Here is a 15,842-nt window from a genome sequence, read left to right as displayed (position 1 = left end):
TAAAAAAGAGAATTTAATTTTTTATGTTTTATAAGGAGACATTATGGAAACAGGTTTTTATAAACCTACAACACTAAAAGCCCCATTTTCTTGGGTTGGGGGGAAAAGCAGACTAGCAAAAGATATTGTAGAGCTCATGCCCCCGCATAGACTCTATGTAGAGGTATTTGGTGGAGCATTATCAGTTTTGTATGCAAAACCAAGCATAGAAGACATGCTAAAACATCTTAGAATCATCTAAAACTTAACCTTGTGATTCCAAATACTTCTCTACATCTTGCACTTTCTTTACAATATTTTGCAATGTATCGCTAAGTAGACATAGCTCTTGCTCCTCTACTTGAAGCTCTTTTGAGCCAATGCCCATAAACATAGCAATATGCGCTAAAGCAGTTATGTCATAATTAATATTATTTAAAGCATCGATTGCATCTATATGTGTTTTTATTGGTGCTGCTTCACTCATAGCACACCTCTTTTATCATTTTTTATCACTTTTAGCACTGCGCTTTCGCTTCTTTGTAGTATGTGTTGTATTTGTCTTATACTCTTACCTTCACTTCTTAATGCTCGTATTTGAGCCTTTTCATTATTACTTAGCCTTTGTCCATAGTGCTTTGATACTACTTTTGCTTCTTGCTCTTTAGATATATTTCTATCATAGAGACTTAAAAGCTTTCTTTGCAAGGCGATTACTTCATCTTTTAAGTTTTCATTCTCTCTTTTTAAGCAATCTTTATGAGAATTGGAATATTTTAACTCTGTGATTGTAGATTCTATATTGGGATTTAGATAATAGCCTTTCTTTCTCAATCTAGGCAGGACTTCGCTTACTACCCATTGCCTAAAAGGCTTTGCTTTTGGTTTATCACTTCGCATTAATACAAAGTAGAGTTGTGGCTCTGTTATAAAGGTTGCTTGTTGTGTTCCGCCTTTAGTTTGCAAAGGAGCAGAATCTAATTCCCCTCCCTCAAACTCCGCTTTTATTCGCTTTACGCAACCTTATTAACAGATTCTAACCCTAAAACTTCGCAAATATCCCTAAGACAAAATAAAGGATTATCATTACTGCCTATAACTCTAATCCTCCCTAAATCTTTATGATTAAATATTTGTAGTTGCATATTAATCTCCTTTTAAAAGCAATTTAGTTCTTTAAAAGGGATTGTTAATATTTAGTTTTGCCTACCTTTTTCAAAGTAAAGTTTATAAGCTAAAAAAGCACATAAGCTAATTGTTACTATTGTTAGTATTACTTGTCCCATTTTTGCTCCTTTCATCTAGCTTTATTGACATATACATAACACATACACTGCCCAATGAAATAATTATAGTCATAATACCAAAATCACCATTAAGCAAGGCAAATGTTCCATTTACAAATAAACCTAAGCCTATATTTTTTGTTAAATCATACATAATCAATTATGGCAAACTAATTTTAAACAATCCACTTTCAAAGAACAAGCAAACATATTATTTATGTTTGATAATGTAATTATAACACATTAAAAGTTTAAAAATAAGTATTTTAATATATTATTTATGTTTTTTGTAGAGAAAATAATACTTTAAAAGTGTTATTTAGTAAGAATTGCTTTAAGTGTGTAGAAGTCTTGTAATTGTTCTTTGAGTTTTATATTTTCTAAATAAAGCTCTATTGCCCTTGTAAGCGGCTCACTTATACTCTCTTGCCTTGAGGCGTTATTAATAGCACTCTCACTATACCCAATCTTCTCGCCTAATTCTCTATATGTCAATCCCAATTCTTTACAAGTCTTTTTGATTAGATTCTCATGTTTATCTACCATATTTTCCCTTTCGTATATCTTTTGGATTTAGATAATAGCCTTTCTTTCTCAATCTAGGCAGGACTTCGCTTACTACCCATTGCCTAAAAGGCTTTGCTTTTGGTTTATCACTTCGCATTAGCACAAAGTAGAGTTGTGGCTCTGTTATAAAGGTTGCTTGTTGTATCCTACCTAGCGTGTCGATTATGGGGTAACTTAGAGTTAGCCCACCTCCAAGCTCTGTATTTATGGCTTCTATTAGCCTTGATGGGTTGGTATGCTCCAAAACTTCGCAAATATCCCTAAGACAAAATAAAGGATTATCATTACTGCCTATAACTCTAACTTGTCCTAAATCTTTATGATTAAATACTTGTAGTTGCATATCAATCCTTTTTAGATTCTAAATCTTTTACTCTTTTTTGCAATTTATCAACTTGATAAATAAGTCCTACAATGATAAGCACTTCTGCAATTTCCAAAATATCACCAAATATTTCCATTTTCAATCCTTTATGCTAAAATATAAAAGACAAATGAGAACCCCGCCCCTTTAGTATGTCTTGGGCGAGGCGTAACCATTATGTGTTAAGAGTTACATAGATTTTTACGAGCAAGTAAATAATCTTTAAAACTAATACTGCAGTTATTAGTTTTTCTCTCATTGTGTCTCTCCTTTCTTTTAAATTTCAAGAAAGGTTTTTAACCTCTTTTGATATTATAATTTTAGCTTAAAAATCCTATTAAGTCAAATTTAACTAGATTAAAAATCAATATTTTTTATATAAAAATATAGTTTTTAACCAATATTGACAATATTTAAAGTATAGCCTTTCTAAGACTTTGTTTAAGATTTTCGTAGTCTGCTAACTGTTCTTTTAATCTTTGCACTTCTCTTAAAAGTTCGATACTCTTAGATGTCTGCTCGCTTACATTATCTTTTTTGATTGCATTTTGTATGCCGCCCTCTGTCATTCCGATTAATTCGCCTAGCTCTCTGTAAGTAAGCCCTTGCTCTTTACAAAAATCTTTTAGCTCTTGTGCTGTCATATCAATCCTTTTTAGATTCTAAATCTCTCGTTCTTTTTTCTAGTTTATGCACTGGCAATACTAACACCAAAAGCACTACCGCAGAGCATAAACCACCGATTGAAGCCAATATCTCCATAAACAACCTCCTAAACTAGGATATAATAAAGCACACAGATAAAAAGCAGGGCGCAAGGCTAAAGCTTAAGCTTTAAGCCCCTTGCTACCCCTCCATTGCTTTGCTATCCAAAGAAAGCTAACAAAGCAATGATTAGATTTAAAATGGCGATTATCAAATCTATTCTTTTCATCTTGTGCCCCCTTTCGTTGATTTATAAATTAACTAAAATAATTAATTTATAGGATAATTATATATTATTTTAATTATTTTGTCAAATGTTTTATAATTATTTTAGTTAATTTAATCTATGATTATAATCATATTAATATATTTGGGACACAAATGAATAATACAGACTTTGAGAAAAGATTGGAAGCATTAAAAATCTCAAAAAAAGATTTTAGTGAAATTATCGGGATGCCTTATCAAACCATGATGAATTGGAAGCAAAAGGATGAAACTCCTGTATGGGTAGAACCTTTTTTATATTATTATGAAAAAGGTTTAGCCTTAGATGAGCTACTAGAGATTTTAAGTAAGTATAAAAAATAATGCTAGTTTTATACGACAATAGCGATGAGCGAAGAAAGCCTTTGTTTTATCGACACTAGCGCAAAAGATATAAAAAATGGAAAAATATATGCGATAAACACAAAGGATGATGTGTTTGTAAAGCAATGCTACCACACAAACTCTAAAATCACAGCAGATTCTAACCTCATGCTTGTAAGTGTAAATGAAGCTTATGCACCAATGCAATATGCACTAGATGATATTATCGTGGTTGGGAGAGTTAGAGGCATCATTAATGCGTTGTAATTGCGTTACGACTAATGAGATACATTTAAAATTGATAAAAGTTAATCAAGATATATAGCTAAAGTAAGTGTTTATATAAAACAACAATGAGAGTATTTTCATCAAATAAAATCAAAGTGGGCAATAGCAGTTTAACGCCCACTTTGATTTTAAACGAGAAATGACTTTAATTTCATTTGCAGATCTACAGAAGTCTTTTGTCATTCTAAAGATTTTTACCCTATTGTTATGTTGAGCAAAGCAAAACATCTATTTTAATACAACACAATCTAAAGCACCAAGAGCAATATATTGACACAAAGCACAAGAGAATTTTATGCTGCCAAATCTCTATGTTGCCCACTCAAAGAAACAAAGCAAACCATAAGTCTTAAATCCAAGCACACAAATATAAATACAAAAGCTTTTAACATAAAAATTATAAAAATACACAAATGGATTTTCAAGGATTTTTCAGGCACATAGAGGGGCACAATTCCCATGCCCCTCTATTCACTCCCCAACTTATACAAATACTTTAATAATATATAAAAATAAAAATACAAAAAATAGTTGATTTATAAATAATTTCTGCCATTCTTTTGTTAAAGAACTCATAGAATCTAAATTCTAAATTTGACTTGATGATAGGTTAAAAGCAGATTCTAAAACTTGTCACGTATGTTAGTAGTCCCAAATCATTCACGCGACATGCGAGCGAAGAAAAACATTTAATTAATAGAGATTCTTTACTTCGTTTAAGAAATGACAAAATTTATCCTTGTCATGCGCGAAAAAGTAAAACATTTGCATTGTCATATTGAAGGCGAATGTCTGAAATATCTCTCAGCTAATCCTTAAAGATGTTTCGCTTCATTCAAGCATGACAAGCAGGCTATGCCCAAACATGACAAGTTTGATTCTAAACTTCAACAATACATTTGAAAACAAAATGATTAGATTGCAAACGCTTTAATGCACATATAGAGAATTGCGCAATGAGGATATTCTTGGCTAATTAGAAAATTGTTGTGTAATTATATACACATATCTATTTCTATCTCAAGGCTTAAATAGCAAAGTAAAATGAGCTTAAACAATTTTACTTGACTTAAATTAAGCTTCAATATCATTGTAACAGCTAAATCTAACCATGAACATTACGTCTCAATTATCTTTATCTTTTATCTCAAGGATATTAAGCGTTAAAATACCGCCATTAAAACTTACAAATAAATGTGCCTTAACGCTAGCAAGCGTCTTAGTATTGGATTGTAAGTTTATGTTTAGATTCACATCATCAATTAGAGTACTATGTTGCATTAGGCATACAATCACATCACTTTTGTATTCTTGCAAGAAGTCATATAGTTTATATTGTGTTTGCTTCTTTATACTTGCTTGGCTTTGCGAAGGAGTATAATAAGGATATAACATTAGAGAATAATATGTCTCCTTTGTTGATATTTCGCAAGTTTTTGCTATATGCTTATTGTTTGCCTTAGATACTAAAGGCACAGATATTTTATAACTCTCCCCATATGGAACATCATTGACAATCTTAAATGTATACAACACAGTAAATTCATATAGCATACTAGAGGCAACCTGCTCTATTTCTGGCTCTCTACTTGGCTCTATATTTAGCAAGGTATCTTTTTGTATTTCTTCTTGAGCTTTATTTTGCTTGTAATATATTAAGTCACTTGCAGCTGGATTACCCTTATATTCTCTTCTAATAAAGTCAATTTGATTTTGTGAATTTTGTTGGATTTGGATGTCTTGCTCTAATTCCTGCTTGGTATTATATAGCTCATCTCTAGCCAAGCAAGTTGATATAAACATCATAAACATAAGGTAATAGGTTAAGCGCATTATTTATAATCCACCAACTTTACATTGTTTATACCTAACTCGCTCTTTATTGTATCTAATATTTTTTGATTATCTTTTACAAAATCCTTTATCGTTTCTTCGCCTAGACGTATAGTATTTTGCTTAAGATTTAACGCTTGCTTTGGTGTTTGATTATGTATAGATTCTATACTTGCATTAGTACTATTATCAACCTTGGTAATAACCTGCGTTTTTAGTGGAACTTGATATGAGCTTGGAGGCTTTTTATCAACCTTAATAGAAATGTGAAGCCCAAAGACTTGGCGCGCTATATCTAGGATTCCCTTATATGATTGTCGCAATATTAGATTTTGCTCTTCATTGGTATATGCACTCAAATAAATAAATGAAGAATCTACTTTATCAAATGTAATGTGATTCTCAAAGATTTCACCTGTGTCAAAGTCCCTTTGACTAATTGCTTGCAGCATTTGAGAATATTTTTGCTTCTGCTCTAATGATGGCTCTTGTTCGTTTAATGTGTTAATATCTAAATTAGTATTAATCTCTTGAGATTGATTATTTAATGTATTTGTGTTGCTTAATTCATCTTGCATTACGGTGATATTATCTAAACTACTTGCTTGTGATTTTGTTTCTAATGCATTTGGATTAAGCTTAGAATCAGATTGTAAATTGTTCCTTGCATCTTCTAATACATGCGCTGGCTGCGTTTTAGCATCACCAAGCTGTGAGATAGATGTAAGCTCTTGTTGAAAGGCTCGATTGGATTCCAGCGCAGCTATGCTTGATTCTATATCATGAATCTTTTGGGCTTCAAGCATTTTTAGCACAGTAAGAAGCAAGCAAAATTCTTCATCACAATCAATTTGCAACAATGCCTTAGAATCTGCAATAATATTTGCATAGCGCATAGCCATGACTGGCATAATCAAATCTTGCATAAGCTTATCTTTGATATACAAACTAAGAGAATCTAATACCATTTCTACATCATAGCTATCAAGCAAATCAACAAATCTTAAACACTCTAGCCTATCTTTTTGTAACAAAGCTTGAAATAAAGAATCAAAGCTAGCCAGATCAAGAGAGCCTAGCATATTTGCTACCTTATCTGTGCTTAAGTTTCCTTCGCAAAAAATAATAGCCTGATCAAGCAAAGTAAGAGTATCTCGAACGCTCCCATGTCCATTACGAACAACTATATCAATGCTAGCATTATCATAACTTATTCCTTCTTTGTCAAGTATTTTGCTTAGATGATTCTTAAGCGCGACATTAGAGATCTTCTTAAATCTAAAATGCTGTGTGCGACTAAGGATAGTTGATGGAATTTTTAGCGGATCTGTGGTAGCTAGAATAAACTTCACATAACTAGGAGGCTCTTCCAATGTCTTTAATAATGAGTTAAATGCCTCTCTAGTTAGCATATGCACCTCATCAATAATAAATACCTTAAATCTAGCAATACTAGGTTTATATTTAGTCTGCTCAATAAGCTCTCGAATATCATCTATCTTTCTATTGCTAGCCCCATCTAACTCTATAATATCAAGGCTATTCCCATTTAGAGCAGCAACACAGCTAGCGCAGCTCCCGCACGGATTGGAGCTTATGCCCACTTGACACTGCAAGCATCGTGCAAAGATTCTAGCCGAAGAGGTTTTGCCACTACCACGCAGTCCGCTAAATAGATATGCATGTGAGATTCTGCCCGTATCAAGGGCTAGGCAAAGGGTCTTAGTAACACTCTCTTGACCTATTAATTCAGAAAATAGCTTTGGTCTGTATTTGATGGCTAAGGCTTGATTTTGAACTATGGGCTTTGAGTTTAAAGTATTATCCAGGGGCTGGGATTTTGTTTCTACATTAACAGCGGATTGGTTTTGCTGTGGATTATATATTTTATCTGGAATTTTTGTAGCTTGCTTAGATGGGATAAATTCTATATCAAATATGCTCTTTGGGGCAACAAAAGGCATATTTATATCAATTGGATTCTTAGAATCTTGATTTATATCCCATGGTGGCATGTCATCATTGGTAACCATATAGCACTCATAATGTAAAAATAGCTAGATTATAGAATAAAAATGCTTATGTTAAAACAACTAATAATATAATAATAATATAAAACTGAAAAATTAACAGGAAACAAAATGCTAATTAGTAAATATTGTGCAAGTGGAAATGATTTTCTAATATTTCATAGCTTTTTACCAGCAAATAGAAATGACATGGCAGTTAAACTTTGCAATAGATTTAATGGCATAGGAGCTGATGGTTTAGTTGTGCTATTGCCGCTATCTATAGAGGAAAAAGACATTGATGCATCATATAAATGGGAATTCTACAACGCAGATGGTAGCGTGTCTGATATGTGCGGAAATGCTAGCCGAGCAGTAAGCCTATATGCTAATCACAATAACTTAGCTCCAAATAAGCATAATTTTCTTAGTAAAGCTGGAATCATCTCAACAGAGATTAAAGAAATTATAAGTGATAAAGAGGCATATATTCAAAGCAAAATTGGTAAATATACCATAAAAGGCAATTTTGTAGAATATAGAAAAAATAACATCTATGAGTTTGAATTAATTGATATAACAATTCCACATCTAGTATGCCTAGTATCATCTATGAAAGAGTATTACAGCTTAGTGGCAGATACTCAATTCTTATCGAAACTTCGCCACAAATATAATGCCAATGTAAGCATTGCATTTAAAGATTCTAAAATGACTTATTACGCTACTTACGAGCGTGGTGTAGAAGGTGTTACGCAGGCTTGTGGAACTGGAGCTAGTGCTGTATATATTTGTATTGGAGATTTTTCTAAAGAAGGAATCTTAGTCCCACCTAGCAAAGAAGCATTAAAGGTTAACCATATAAATAATGAAATATATTGTAGCGGTATAGCAAGAAAAATATGCCATTGTGTTATATAGGTATATGCAAAATAGATTTACATATACATAATATAAATACAATTTATCAAGTCTAAAAACTTTGCATGAATTACCCCCCCCCCCCTAACTTAAAAGTTGTGAGAGCAGCAAATTAAAGTTAAGTTATCTTAGCTAACTAATAAGGCTTTTGTTTAGAATCTTAGGTAGGATAATTCCTAACACAAAGGAATTATTAGAATTTTAGTATATTTTTAACAAAATAATAATTCATCTCCCATATAAGAAGCAATAGTTTTCTTGCTTAGCATTTGATAAGGCATAGTAAAACATAAGGTTATACTAACCATACAAATCCTTAGTCTGTGGTAGCTTCCTCTTTAAAAAAGCTAACAATACAATAAGAAGAGTAATTCCAACACAAATAATAATCCTAATACTTATTTCATTTGCTGCATCTCCTCTAGCATAGGAATGAAGACCCGTGGCAAGATAATAATTCACACCAAAATATGTCATGATAATGCTATAAAATGCCAATACTGATAACGCATTAAATATATAAACGATATGCACTATCTTGAGCAATCTAATATGAAGCACACAGGCATATACACCAATGGAAACAAGAGACCAAGTCTCCTTAGAATCCCAACTCCAATATCGTCCCCAAGATTCATTAGCCCAAACTCCTCCTAGAAATGTTCCAACACTTAGCATAAGCACGCCTATAATCATGCTCATTTCATTAATTGCGCTAATGGAAAGGATGGAGCTATCAATTTGTGGTCGATTGGGGTTTCTAAAGATAAATAGAATCATATTTACCGCTCCTAGCATGAGCGATAACCCTAAGAATCCATAACTAGCTACAATAATAGCTACATGAATATTAAGCCAATAAGATTGTAGAACAGGCTGCAAATTACCAATTTGAGGATCCATAAACCCCCAATGTGCAACAGTTAGTGCCATTCCTGCCAAAAAGCTAGATCCACAAAGTGCAAAATATGATTTACGTAATATAACAATGCCTGATAACGCGCTAGCCCAAGCAATATATAACATGGATTCATAAGCATTGCTCCAAGGGGCATGACCACCAACATACCAACGCAGCAAAAGTCCTATAGTATGCGATATAAAAACTAGCATCAATATAATATATATGCTACGTCCTAACCACTGCGGAATCTTCTTATTAATTATAATAGCAATAAGCGCAATGAAAAACAGAATCATGCCCAAAATCAAGTAAAAATACTGCGAAATAGGGAAAATGTCTATGGAGTTTAGTAGTAATTCAGACTTAACATGCATAGAATCTAAATATAAGACTCCAGCAGTTCGCTCTTGATAATCGTGTATAGCATTCAAAGCTTGCGGTAATCTACTCCAATCATTTTGCAATATGCCCTGCTGCAAGGCTATTACAAGGCTATTATAGAAATAAATTAGCAATGGGTCTTTTAGCAAAAATGGATTCCCTAAAGAGTGCCAAGTATGAAGCTCGTGGAATAAATCTGGGGATATTTCCTCATGTGGCACAACACTTGTGCCTATTATGTCATTATTGCTTTTATCCTCGCCTTGTTTAGTCTCCATATTCAAATTGCCAACTTGGCTAGTTCGATTTAAATCTAAGTTTATATTATTTGGATTTGGGAATATCCTCATGTAATTCCAAATAGAAAAAGGCATAAGATAGTCCATCTTATCATGGAGTTTTAGAATCTGCTTATCAAATTCATTACGTTCTGATTCGGGCTTTTTGATTGCAGTAATCACGAAGTGATAGAGCTTGTAGCCCTGCTTGAATTTATCTAATGACTCTTGAGTGGGAAACATTGCGTATTCATAAATGTCATTCAAAGAATCTGCTACAAATAAATCATTAAATGAAACAAAAGCATCTTGATTAACTCCTAACATCTTTAAAATCTGCTTATTTTTTACTCGTATAAAACGTAACTTTGCCATATCATATGGTAATGCTAAAAGCCCTAGTAAAAATTGATTATGCTTTAGACCTCGAAATGTAGATGATTCTACAATTTTACGCATAACCTCATGGCTATACGTATCCATTATCTTAATATGTCCGTCCATGCCTTGTATCTGTAATTGGCTAAAAGATTGCAAGTAGTCTTTTGGAATGTTTCTTAGGGATTCTAATCTAGCTTTTATGGCCTCTAGGCTAGAATCTTCTAACAAAGGCTCTAATTCTTGTTGTTTATTTGCTAACTCATCAAAATACCGCATAAAAGCTTGAACTTGATTTTTTGACTTAGCATTTGCGTCTATCTTATTTGATATATCTAATGTATTTAATCTGGAATGATGTGCATTAGCTTGACTTGCAATAGAGGGCTCAATAAATGAAATAATCACAATGCCAACAAACAAAGAAAGAATCTTTTGACGCTGAACAAAATCGCCTAGCTGTCTAAATCTAGAATCCTTATCGAACAAAAGCCAAATTGCTCCAATGATTAAAAGTGTATAGCCAATATATGTAAGAATCCTGCCAGGATCATTATTAACTGATAACACTGTTCCGGTATAAATTACGCCATCTTCAGAATCATTAGTAGTATAACTAGACTGAAAAAAGCGATAGCCCTTAAAATCTAAGACATTGTTCATAAATATCTTATACTCAAAGACATCCCCGCTTTCATTGTCATTTACCTCTACATAGGAAGCATAACTTGAAGGCATTTGGGAGCCAGGATAATTAATAACTTCAAATTTCTGCAATGTAATGCTAAAAGGCAGAAGCATAGACTTAGGTCCCCATGAAAGAGTGATGTAGCGGTTGCCAAATTTCTCTATAGAAATTTCACCCCTATTTGAGACTTGTATAGTTTTTTTTACTCCATCATACTCAACCTCAAAAGCCGCAATGTAATGATTTTGTTTTTTAGCCTCTGCTATATCTTGCTCACTTGGTTCACCCTTGGAAGCATCAGCATAAAGAGATTGCAAAGAATAATTAATAATATCTATGGATTTAATTTGCAAAAACTTATCAAATACTTCTTTTTTTAGTGTAAATGAAGAATATCTAACATATGGACTAAGATTGATCTCAAATCCCTCCTTAAAACTTGCAAGAGGATCTATATCACGAGGGCTAGAATTTTCTCCAATTTCATTACTTACTAGCACATTCAAAAAACTATCTGCAGAACGAATAAATGAGCTAGTCTCTCCATTTTTTAGAACTAGATTCCCCTCAAAACCATAGAAACGAGTTATGCCAGCTCCAATAATGATAACAACAAAAGAGAAGTGAAATATAGCCATGCTTATCTTCACGCCAAGTTTTATACTCTGTCTTAAACAACCTAGTATATTAATTAACAACCAAGCATTAAGTGTCTCAAACCACCATGAATGATATATCACATCATTTGCTACCAATGTGCCATAATCTCTCTCTACAAAAGTAGCCCAACCAATGCAGGCTGCATACAAAGCCATAAGAAATATACTAAGAGGCAAAGAGGCAAAAAGACTTTTAAGAAGAGTCTTTATTTTTAACATATATTTCCCTTCAATATTCCCCTCCAAATATTCATAAAATACGCCACATTAGCTAGTCGGACTATTGTAATGTTTTAGCAAAGAGTTCCATTCTCTTATTAAAGTTATCTTCTTGAGCATATTTTTCTTCTTGTATGAAATGCAACATAGAAACAAAATATTTTTTATCATAACCTTGCAAACTAAGAATCTTATTCCCATTTGGCTCAAACCAGATAGTAAGAGGAGTCCCATCTAGTCCATAAACCATAGCTAAAGAATCTGTTGGCATACTCTTATCTAAGAATACGACTTCATGGCTTTTACTGTAACTAGTGTTAATATAATATGAAATAAAATTCTCTTTTATAAAATCCCTAAGAGAAGAATCTTTAGTAATATCGCTTTTTAGCTTCTCGCAATACAAACAGTTGTTCTTACCAAATACCAACATGATAGGCTTAGAGTCTGATTTTATATGTGCTGAATTACTAAATACATCTTCTAACCCCTTGTAACTTGCTATATCAATATTTTGATTCATTTCCTCTAGGGCTTGAGTATTATTATTACCATCGCTAATAGTAATATTACCCTCTTTGCAACCTAACACAAACATCGGAAAAATAGCACAAACAATAATAAAGATAAAAGTTTTTATATTCATAAAATCTCCTTGAAAAAGCGGTTATCACTTTAAGCTATAATCTTCTTCATATTTCAAGAAGCTCTCAATACGCTCTGCTTGCGTATTGGATCTCCTCCACAAATCATTATTTACAAATTCTAAAACTCTCATAAGTCTACGCTCACCGGGAAATCCTACTACACGTATAATCTCCTCAGAATCCAAGCCAATAAAAACAATATATGGGAGGGCTGTTACTCCATATAACTTTGCCATATCAATAGAACTAACGCCAGATAGCTTAAGATATGGAATATTATGCTTAATATTAGAACTAATATTGATTAGATATGAAGAAAAATTTATAGATAAGTAGCCATTTATAGATGCGTTTTCAACAATGCTTGTTTCTAATATTCGACAATAGTAGCAATCGTCCCTAATAAATATTAAGAAAACATACTTATTTTCTATAAATATATTCTTACTATCAAGAAAAATGGAGTTAAGAGAGGATTCAAGCGATGATGTAGAATTTACAATTTCTTGCTTGGGTGTGGAATCTTGAACATCTACATCTTGGGAATGCGCAAACAATTGGGAAAAAATAAGCATTATAAGGAGCGCACAGGGCAAAATTGCATAAAAAAGCCTAGAGAAATAAAGCCAAAAACATAGGAAATAGGTATGGTTAATGAACATTAAATTATCCTTATTTACCTGTAGTTTAAATTATCAATCTTTGCGTCTGATGTAAATTAGTTATAATTCTACATGTAGAATTGTAAATATTCGTAAATGTGAAATCTTGGATTACAATACCAAATCTGACTACAACAAAAGGAGCAGTATGCAAGCAGGCATTGTTGGGCTAGGATTAATTGGAGGTTCGCTCGGATTAGCCCTTAAGGAGACTAGACTTTTTAAAAACATACTAGGCTATGATGTAAATCCGTTACACCAACAACAAGCACTAAATCTAGGATTGATTGATGAATGCGTAAGCTTAGATGAAATCTCATCAAGTGATGTCATTTTTATAGCTGTGCCGCTTGATGTAGTAGCAACAATTATAAATGGATTCAAAAACATAGCACCAAATCAAACAATAATCGATTTAGGCAGCACAAAGTCTCTTATAGCCAGCCTAATTAATTCATCTATACGAAAGAATTATGTAGGCGCACACCCTATGAGTGGAACTGAATACAGTGGACCAAAAGCAGCTAAAAAAGATCTCTTTAAAAACAATATTCTAATTCTTACAGACACAGAGCAAAGCGGGGAATTTCAAATAGCTTTTACAAAAGACATATTTGTCTCTCTTGGTATGCAAATAATCAAGATGAATTCATATAATCATGATGCCCACATTGCCTATATATCACATCTCCCTCATATCCTTAGTTTCGCGCTAGCAAACACTGTGCTAGGGCAAGAAAAACCAGAGAATATTTTAGCCCTAATTGGCGGTGGCTTTCGTGATACTAGTAGACTTTCAAAAAGCTCTCCTATTACTTGGTGCAATATATTCAAGCACAATAAAACCCATCTATTAGAATCTATTAGCGAGTTTGAAAAAAACATCGCTCTAGCAAAAACCTATATCAAAAATGAAGAGTGGGATAAGTTGGAGAATTGGATGAGAATGGCAAATTCTTTATATGAGTTTTTATAATCGAAAATATAGAGCTATAAATATTTTGATTGCTAAAAGCTAGAGAAGTAACAAGACCTAGCAAAAATAATATTGCTATATATATGCCAGATATGATTGTTAAAACTTTAAGAATCATTTACCCACACAAAATTGCGAAAACATAGAATCAAGCATTTCTTCTACATTGTAAGGCTTAGTAATTGCTCCTAAGTTTTGAAGAGATTCCATAAGCTCAAAGCTAGCAAGCTCTAGTGCTTGTTCAGATAAAAGAGAAGAAGCCTTCTCCAAATTATGCAAAGCATTTTCTAAAAGATTGGTTTGCATAGCATTTGTAAACACAAGAGTATCATTATCAATATGCATTGTTAAAAACCGATCTATCTTTTGTGTAATTATTTGACGGTTAGAAATATCTTTTGTATTGATTGAACAATGATTAAATCTTGAAAAATCATAATAATTACGCAATTCTAGATCATTCTTATTAAGCAACACTAAAATATCTTTTTTATTTATAAGGTCTGAACTAATAAAATCAAGTATCCTATAATCATCATTATCCATTTCACGCGACAAATCAAACAAACAAATCAAAATATCGCTTTCCTTAGCACAATCAAAGCTCCTTTGTATCCCATCGTTTTCTATAGAATCAAAACTAGTGCGAATACCAGCAGTATCATGTAAATAAACAATATTTCCATTAATATCTAAGCTTTCGCTTATTACATCTCTTGTTGTGCCAGCTATCTCACTTACAATAGCCCTATCTCTAAGCAAAAGAAGGTTAAGCAAAGAGCTTTTCCCCACATTTGGCTTACCTAGTATGCTAAGCTTTATGCCTTGCAGGCGCGAATAATGAGCACTAGATTCCACAATAGAGCTAAATTTGGCAACCAACATTCCTAAACTATTTATGGATTTTTCTAGGATTTTTGGATCTAAATCCTCATCGCTATAATCAATATTTACCTCTATTTGAGCAATGATTTCTAGCACGGTTTGACGACTAGATTCCAACATCTTAGCGCATTGCCCTGTTAAGTTACGTGCTAGGAGTTGTGTTAGATTAGTATTTGTATTATTAATTATTGCAAGTGTTGCCTCTAACTCTAGTATATCCATTTTACCATTATATAACGCTCGCTTGCTAAATTCGCCAGGGCTAGCTAGCATTGCTCCAAACTCAAGAGCGGATTTTAGAATCTCTTGCGCAATTAGCACACCTCCATGACTTTGTATTTCTACTATGTCCTCACCATTAAAGCTAAATGGGGCTTTGAAGTAAATTAAAATAGCCTTATCAAGCAATCTCCCCCCAGAGTCATATATATCACAAAGCTTAGCATGTCTAGGGATTAATTCTATTCTAAAATCCAATGTGCTTTGTTTGCCAGATAGAAAACGATAGGCAATATTTAGTGCCCCCTCACCACTTAAACGTACAATGCTTATAGCACTCTTTGCTAAAGCAGTAGAGATTGCTACTATAGTATGTCCTTGCTTACTTATGTTATTAATCATA

General features: G+C 32.9%; 17 protein-coding genes and 1 pseudogene. 5 read left to right on the top strand and 13 right to left on the bottom strand.

Features of this window, described 5'->3' with window-relative positions:
• Positions 1-43: 43 nt before the first annotated feature.
• Positions 44-199, top strand: a pseudogene (locus tag LS73_RS00145) (DNA adenine methylase); the annotation flags it as partial.
• 45 nt (positions 200-244) lie between these two features.
• On the opposite strand, the gene LS73_RS00140 reads toward LS73_RS00145, so the two are convergent.
• From LS73_RS00140 to LS73_RS00115, 7 genes are all read right to left on the bottom strand, one after another.
• Positions 245-466, bottom strand: coding sequence for a hypothetical protein (locus tag LS73_RS00140; protein ID WP_034559271.1), 222 nt, complete (start codon positions 464-466; stop codon positions 245-247).
• On the bottom strand, positions 463-945 hold the full coding sequence (locus LS73_RS00135; RefSeq protein ID WP_052089925.1) for a BRO family protein: 483 nt from the start codon (positions 943-945) through the stop codon (positions 463-465). Before LS73_RS00135 ends, LS73_RS00140 begins: the two co-directional genes overlap by 4 nt.
• Before the next feature lie 47 nt (positions 946-992).
• Positions 993-1,124 carry a BRO-N domain-containing protein gene (locus tag LS73_RS10390; RefSeq protein WP_267891695.1) on the bottom strand — a complete coding sequence of 44 codons (132 nt, stop codon included), beginning with the start codon at positions 1,122-1,124 and terminating at the stop codon, positions 993-995.
• A 106-nt stretch (positions 1,125-1,230) separates the two neighbouring features.
• Positions 1,231-1,419, bottom strand: a complete 189-nt coding sequence (locus LS73_RS00130; protein ID WP_034559831.1) for a hypothetical protein — start codon at positions 1,417-1,419, stop codon at positions 1,231-1,233.
• Positions 1,420-1,580: 161 nt separating this feature from the next.
• Positions 1,581-1,811 (bottom strand): helix-turn-helix domain-containing protein, encoded by a 231-nt coding sequence (locus LS73_RS00125; protein ID WP_034559829.1) that lies wholly within the window; start codon positions 1,809-1,811, stop codon positions 1,581-1,583.
• Positions 1,801-2,175, bottom strand: coding sequence for a BRO-N domain-containing protein (locus LS73_RS00120; RefSeq protein WP_104717593.1), 375 nt, complete (start codon positions 2,173-2,175; stop codon positions 1,801-1,803). Before LS73_RS00120 ends, LS73_RS00125 begins: the two co-directional genes overlap by 11 nt.
• Positions 2,176-2,609: 434 nt before the next feature.
• Entirely contained in the window at positions 2,610-2,840 is a 231-nt protein-coding gene (locus LS73_RS00115) for a hypothetical protein (RefSeq protein WP_034559793.1), read from the bottom strand.
• A 442-nt stretch (positions 2,841-3,282) separates the two neighbouring features.
• Here LS73_RS00115 and LS73_RS00110 point away from each other — a divergent pair, with 442 nt between their 5' ends.
• Both LS73_RS00110 and LS73_RS00105 read left to right on the top strand, forming a co-directional pair.
• A complete protein-coding gene (locus LS73_RS00110) occupies positions 3,283-3,492 on the top strand; it encodes a hypothetical protein (protein ID WP_034559795.1) in 210 nt (69 codons plus the stop codon).
• Positions 3,493-3,516: 24 nt separating this feature from the next.
• Positions 3,517-3,759, top strand: coding sequence for a S24 family peptidase (locus LS73_RS00105; RefSeq protein ID WP_034559797.1), 243 nt, complete (start codon positions 3,517-3,519; stop codon positions 3,757-3,759).
• 1,146 nt (positions 3,760-4,905) lie between these two features.
• Here LS73_RS00105 and LS73_RS00100 read toward each other — a convergent pair.
• Both LS73_RS00100 and LS73_RS00095 read right to left on the bottom strand, forming a co-directional pair.
• Positions 4,906-5,613: a hypothetical protein gene (locus tag LS73_RS00100; RefSeq protein WP_052090008.1), complete on the bottom strand. Its 708-nt coding sequence runs from the start codon at positions 5,611-5,613 to the stop codon at positions 4,906-4,908.
• Positions 5,613-7,646, bottom strand: a complete 2,034-nt coding sequence (locus LS73_RS00095) for a DNA polymerase III subunit gamma/tau (RefSeq protein ID WP_052090010.1) — start codon at positions 7,644-7,646, stop codon at positions 5,613-5,615. The genes LS73_RS00100 and LS73_RS00095 overlap by 1 nt, the downstream gene beginning before the upstream one ends.
• A gap of 108 nt (positions 7,647-7,754) precedes the next feature.
• Here LS73_RS00095 and dapF point away from each other — a divergent pair, with 108 nt between their 5' ends.
• Positions 7,755-8,543, top strand: a complete 789-nt coding sequence (dapF, locus tag LS73_RS00090) for a diaminopimelate epimerase (protein WP_104692193.1) — start codon at positions 7,755-7,757, stop codon at positions 8,541-8,543.
• Positions 8,544-8,843: 300 nt separating this feature from the next.
• Here the strand turns inward: dapF and LS73_RS00085 are convergent, their stop codons facing one another.
• From LS73_RS00085 to LS73_RS00075, 3 genes are all read right to left on the bottom strand, one after another.
• A complete protein-coding gene (locus LS73_RS00085) occupies positions 8,844-12,050 on the bottom strand; it encodes a cytochrome c biogenesis protein (protein ID WP_034559574.1) in 3,207 nt (1,068 codons plus the stop codon).
• 61 nt (positions 12,051-12,111) lie between these two features.
• Complete coding sequence (locus LS73_RS00080; RefSeq protein ID WP_034559577.1) at positions 12,112-12,696, bottom strand: thioredoxin fold domain-containing protein; 585 nt, start codon at positions 12,694-12,696, stop codon at positions 12,112-12,114.
• A gap of 24 nt (positions 12,697-12,720) precedes the next feature.
• Complete coding sequence (locus LS73_RS00075) at positions 12,721-13,272, bottom strand: thioredoxin family protein (protein WP_158654948.1); 552 nt, start codon at positions 13,270-13,272, stop codon at positions 12,721-12,723.
• A gap of 235 nt (positions 13,273-13,507) precedes the next feature.
• Between LS73_RS00075 and LS73_RS00070 the strand changes: the two genes are divergently transcribed.
• Complete coding sequence (locus LS73_RS00070) at positions 13,508-14,335, top strand: prephenate dehydrogenase (RefSeq protein WP_034559579.1); 828 nt, start codon at positions 13,508-13,510, stop codon at positions 14,333-14,335.
• A gap of 114 nt (positions 14,336-14,449) precedes the next feature.
• Here LS73_RS00070 and mnmE read toward each other — a convergent pair whose 3' ends face one another.
• Positions 14,450-15,841 (bottom strand): tRNA uridine-5-carboxymethylaminomethyl(34) synthesis GTPase MnmE, encoded by a 1,392-nt coding sequence (gene mnmE / locus LS73_RS00065; protein WP_034559581.1) that lies wholly within the window; start codon positions 15,839-15,841, stop codon positions 14,450-14,452.
• Position 15,842: the final 1 nt, after the last annotated feature.

The organism is Helicobacter muridarum, from assembly GCF_000765805.2.
Taxonomy (GTDB): Bacteria; Campylobacterota; Campylobacteria; order Campylobacterales; family Helicobacteraceae; genus Helicobacter_A; species Helicobacter_A muridarum.
This window is presented reverse-complemented; position numbering and strand designations above follow the sequence as displayed.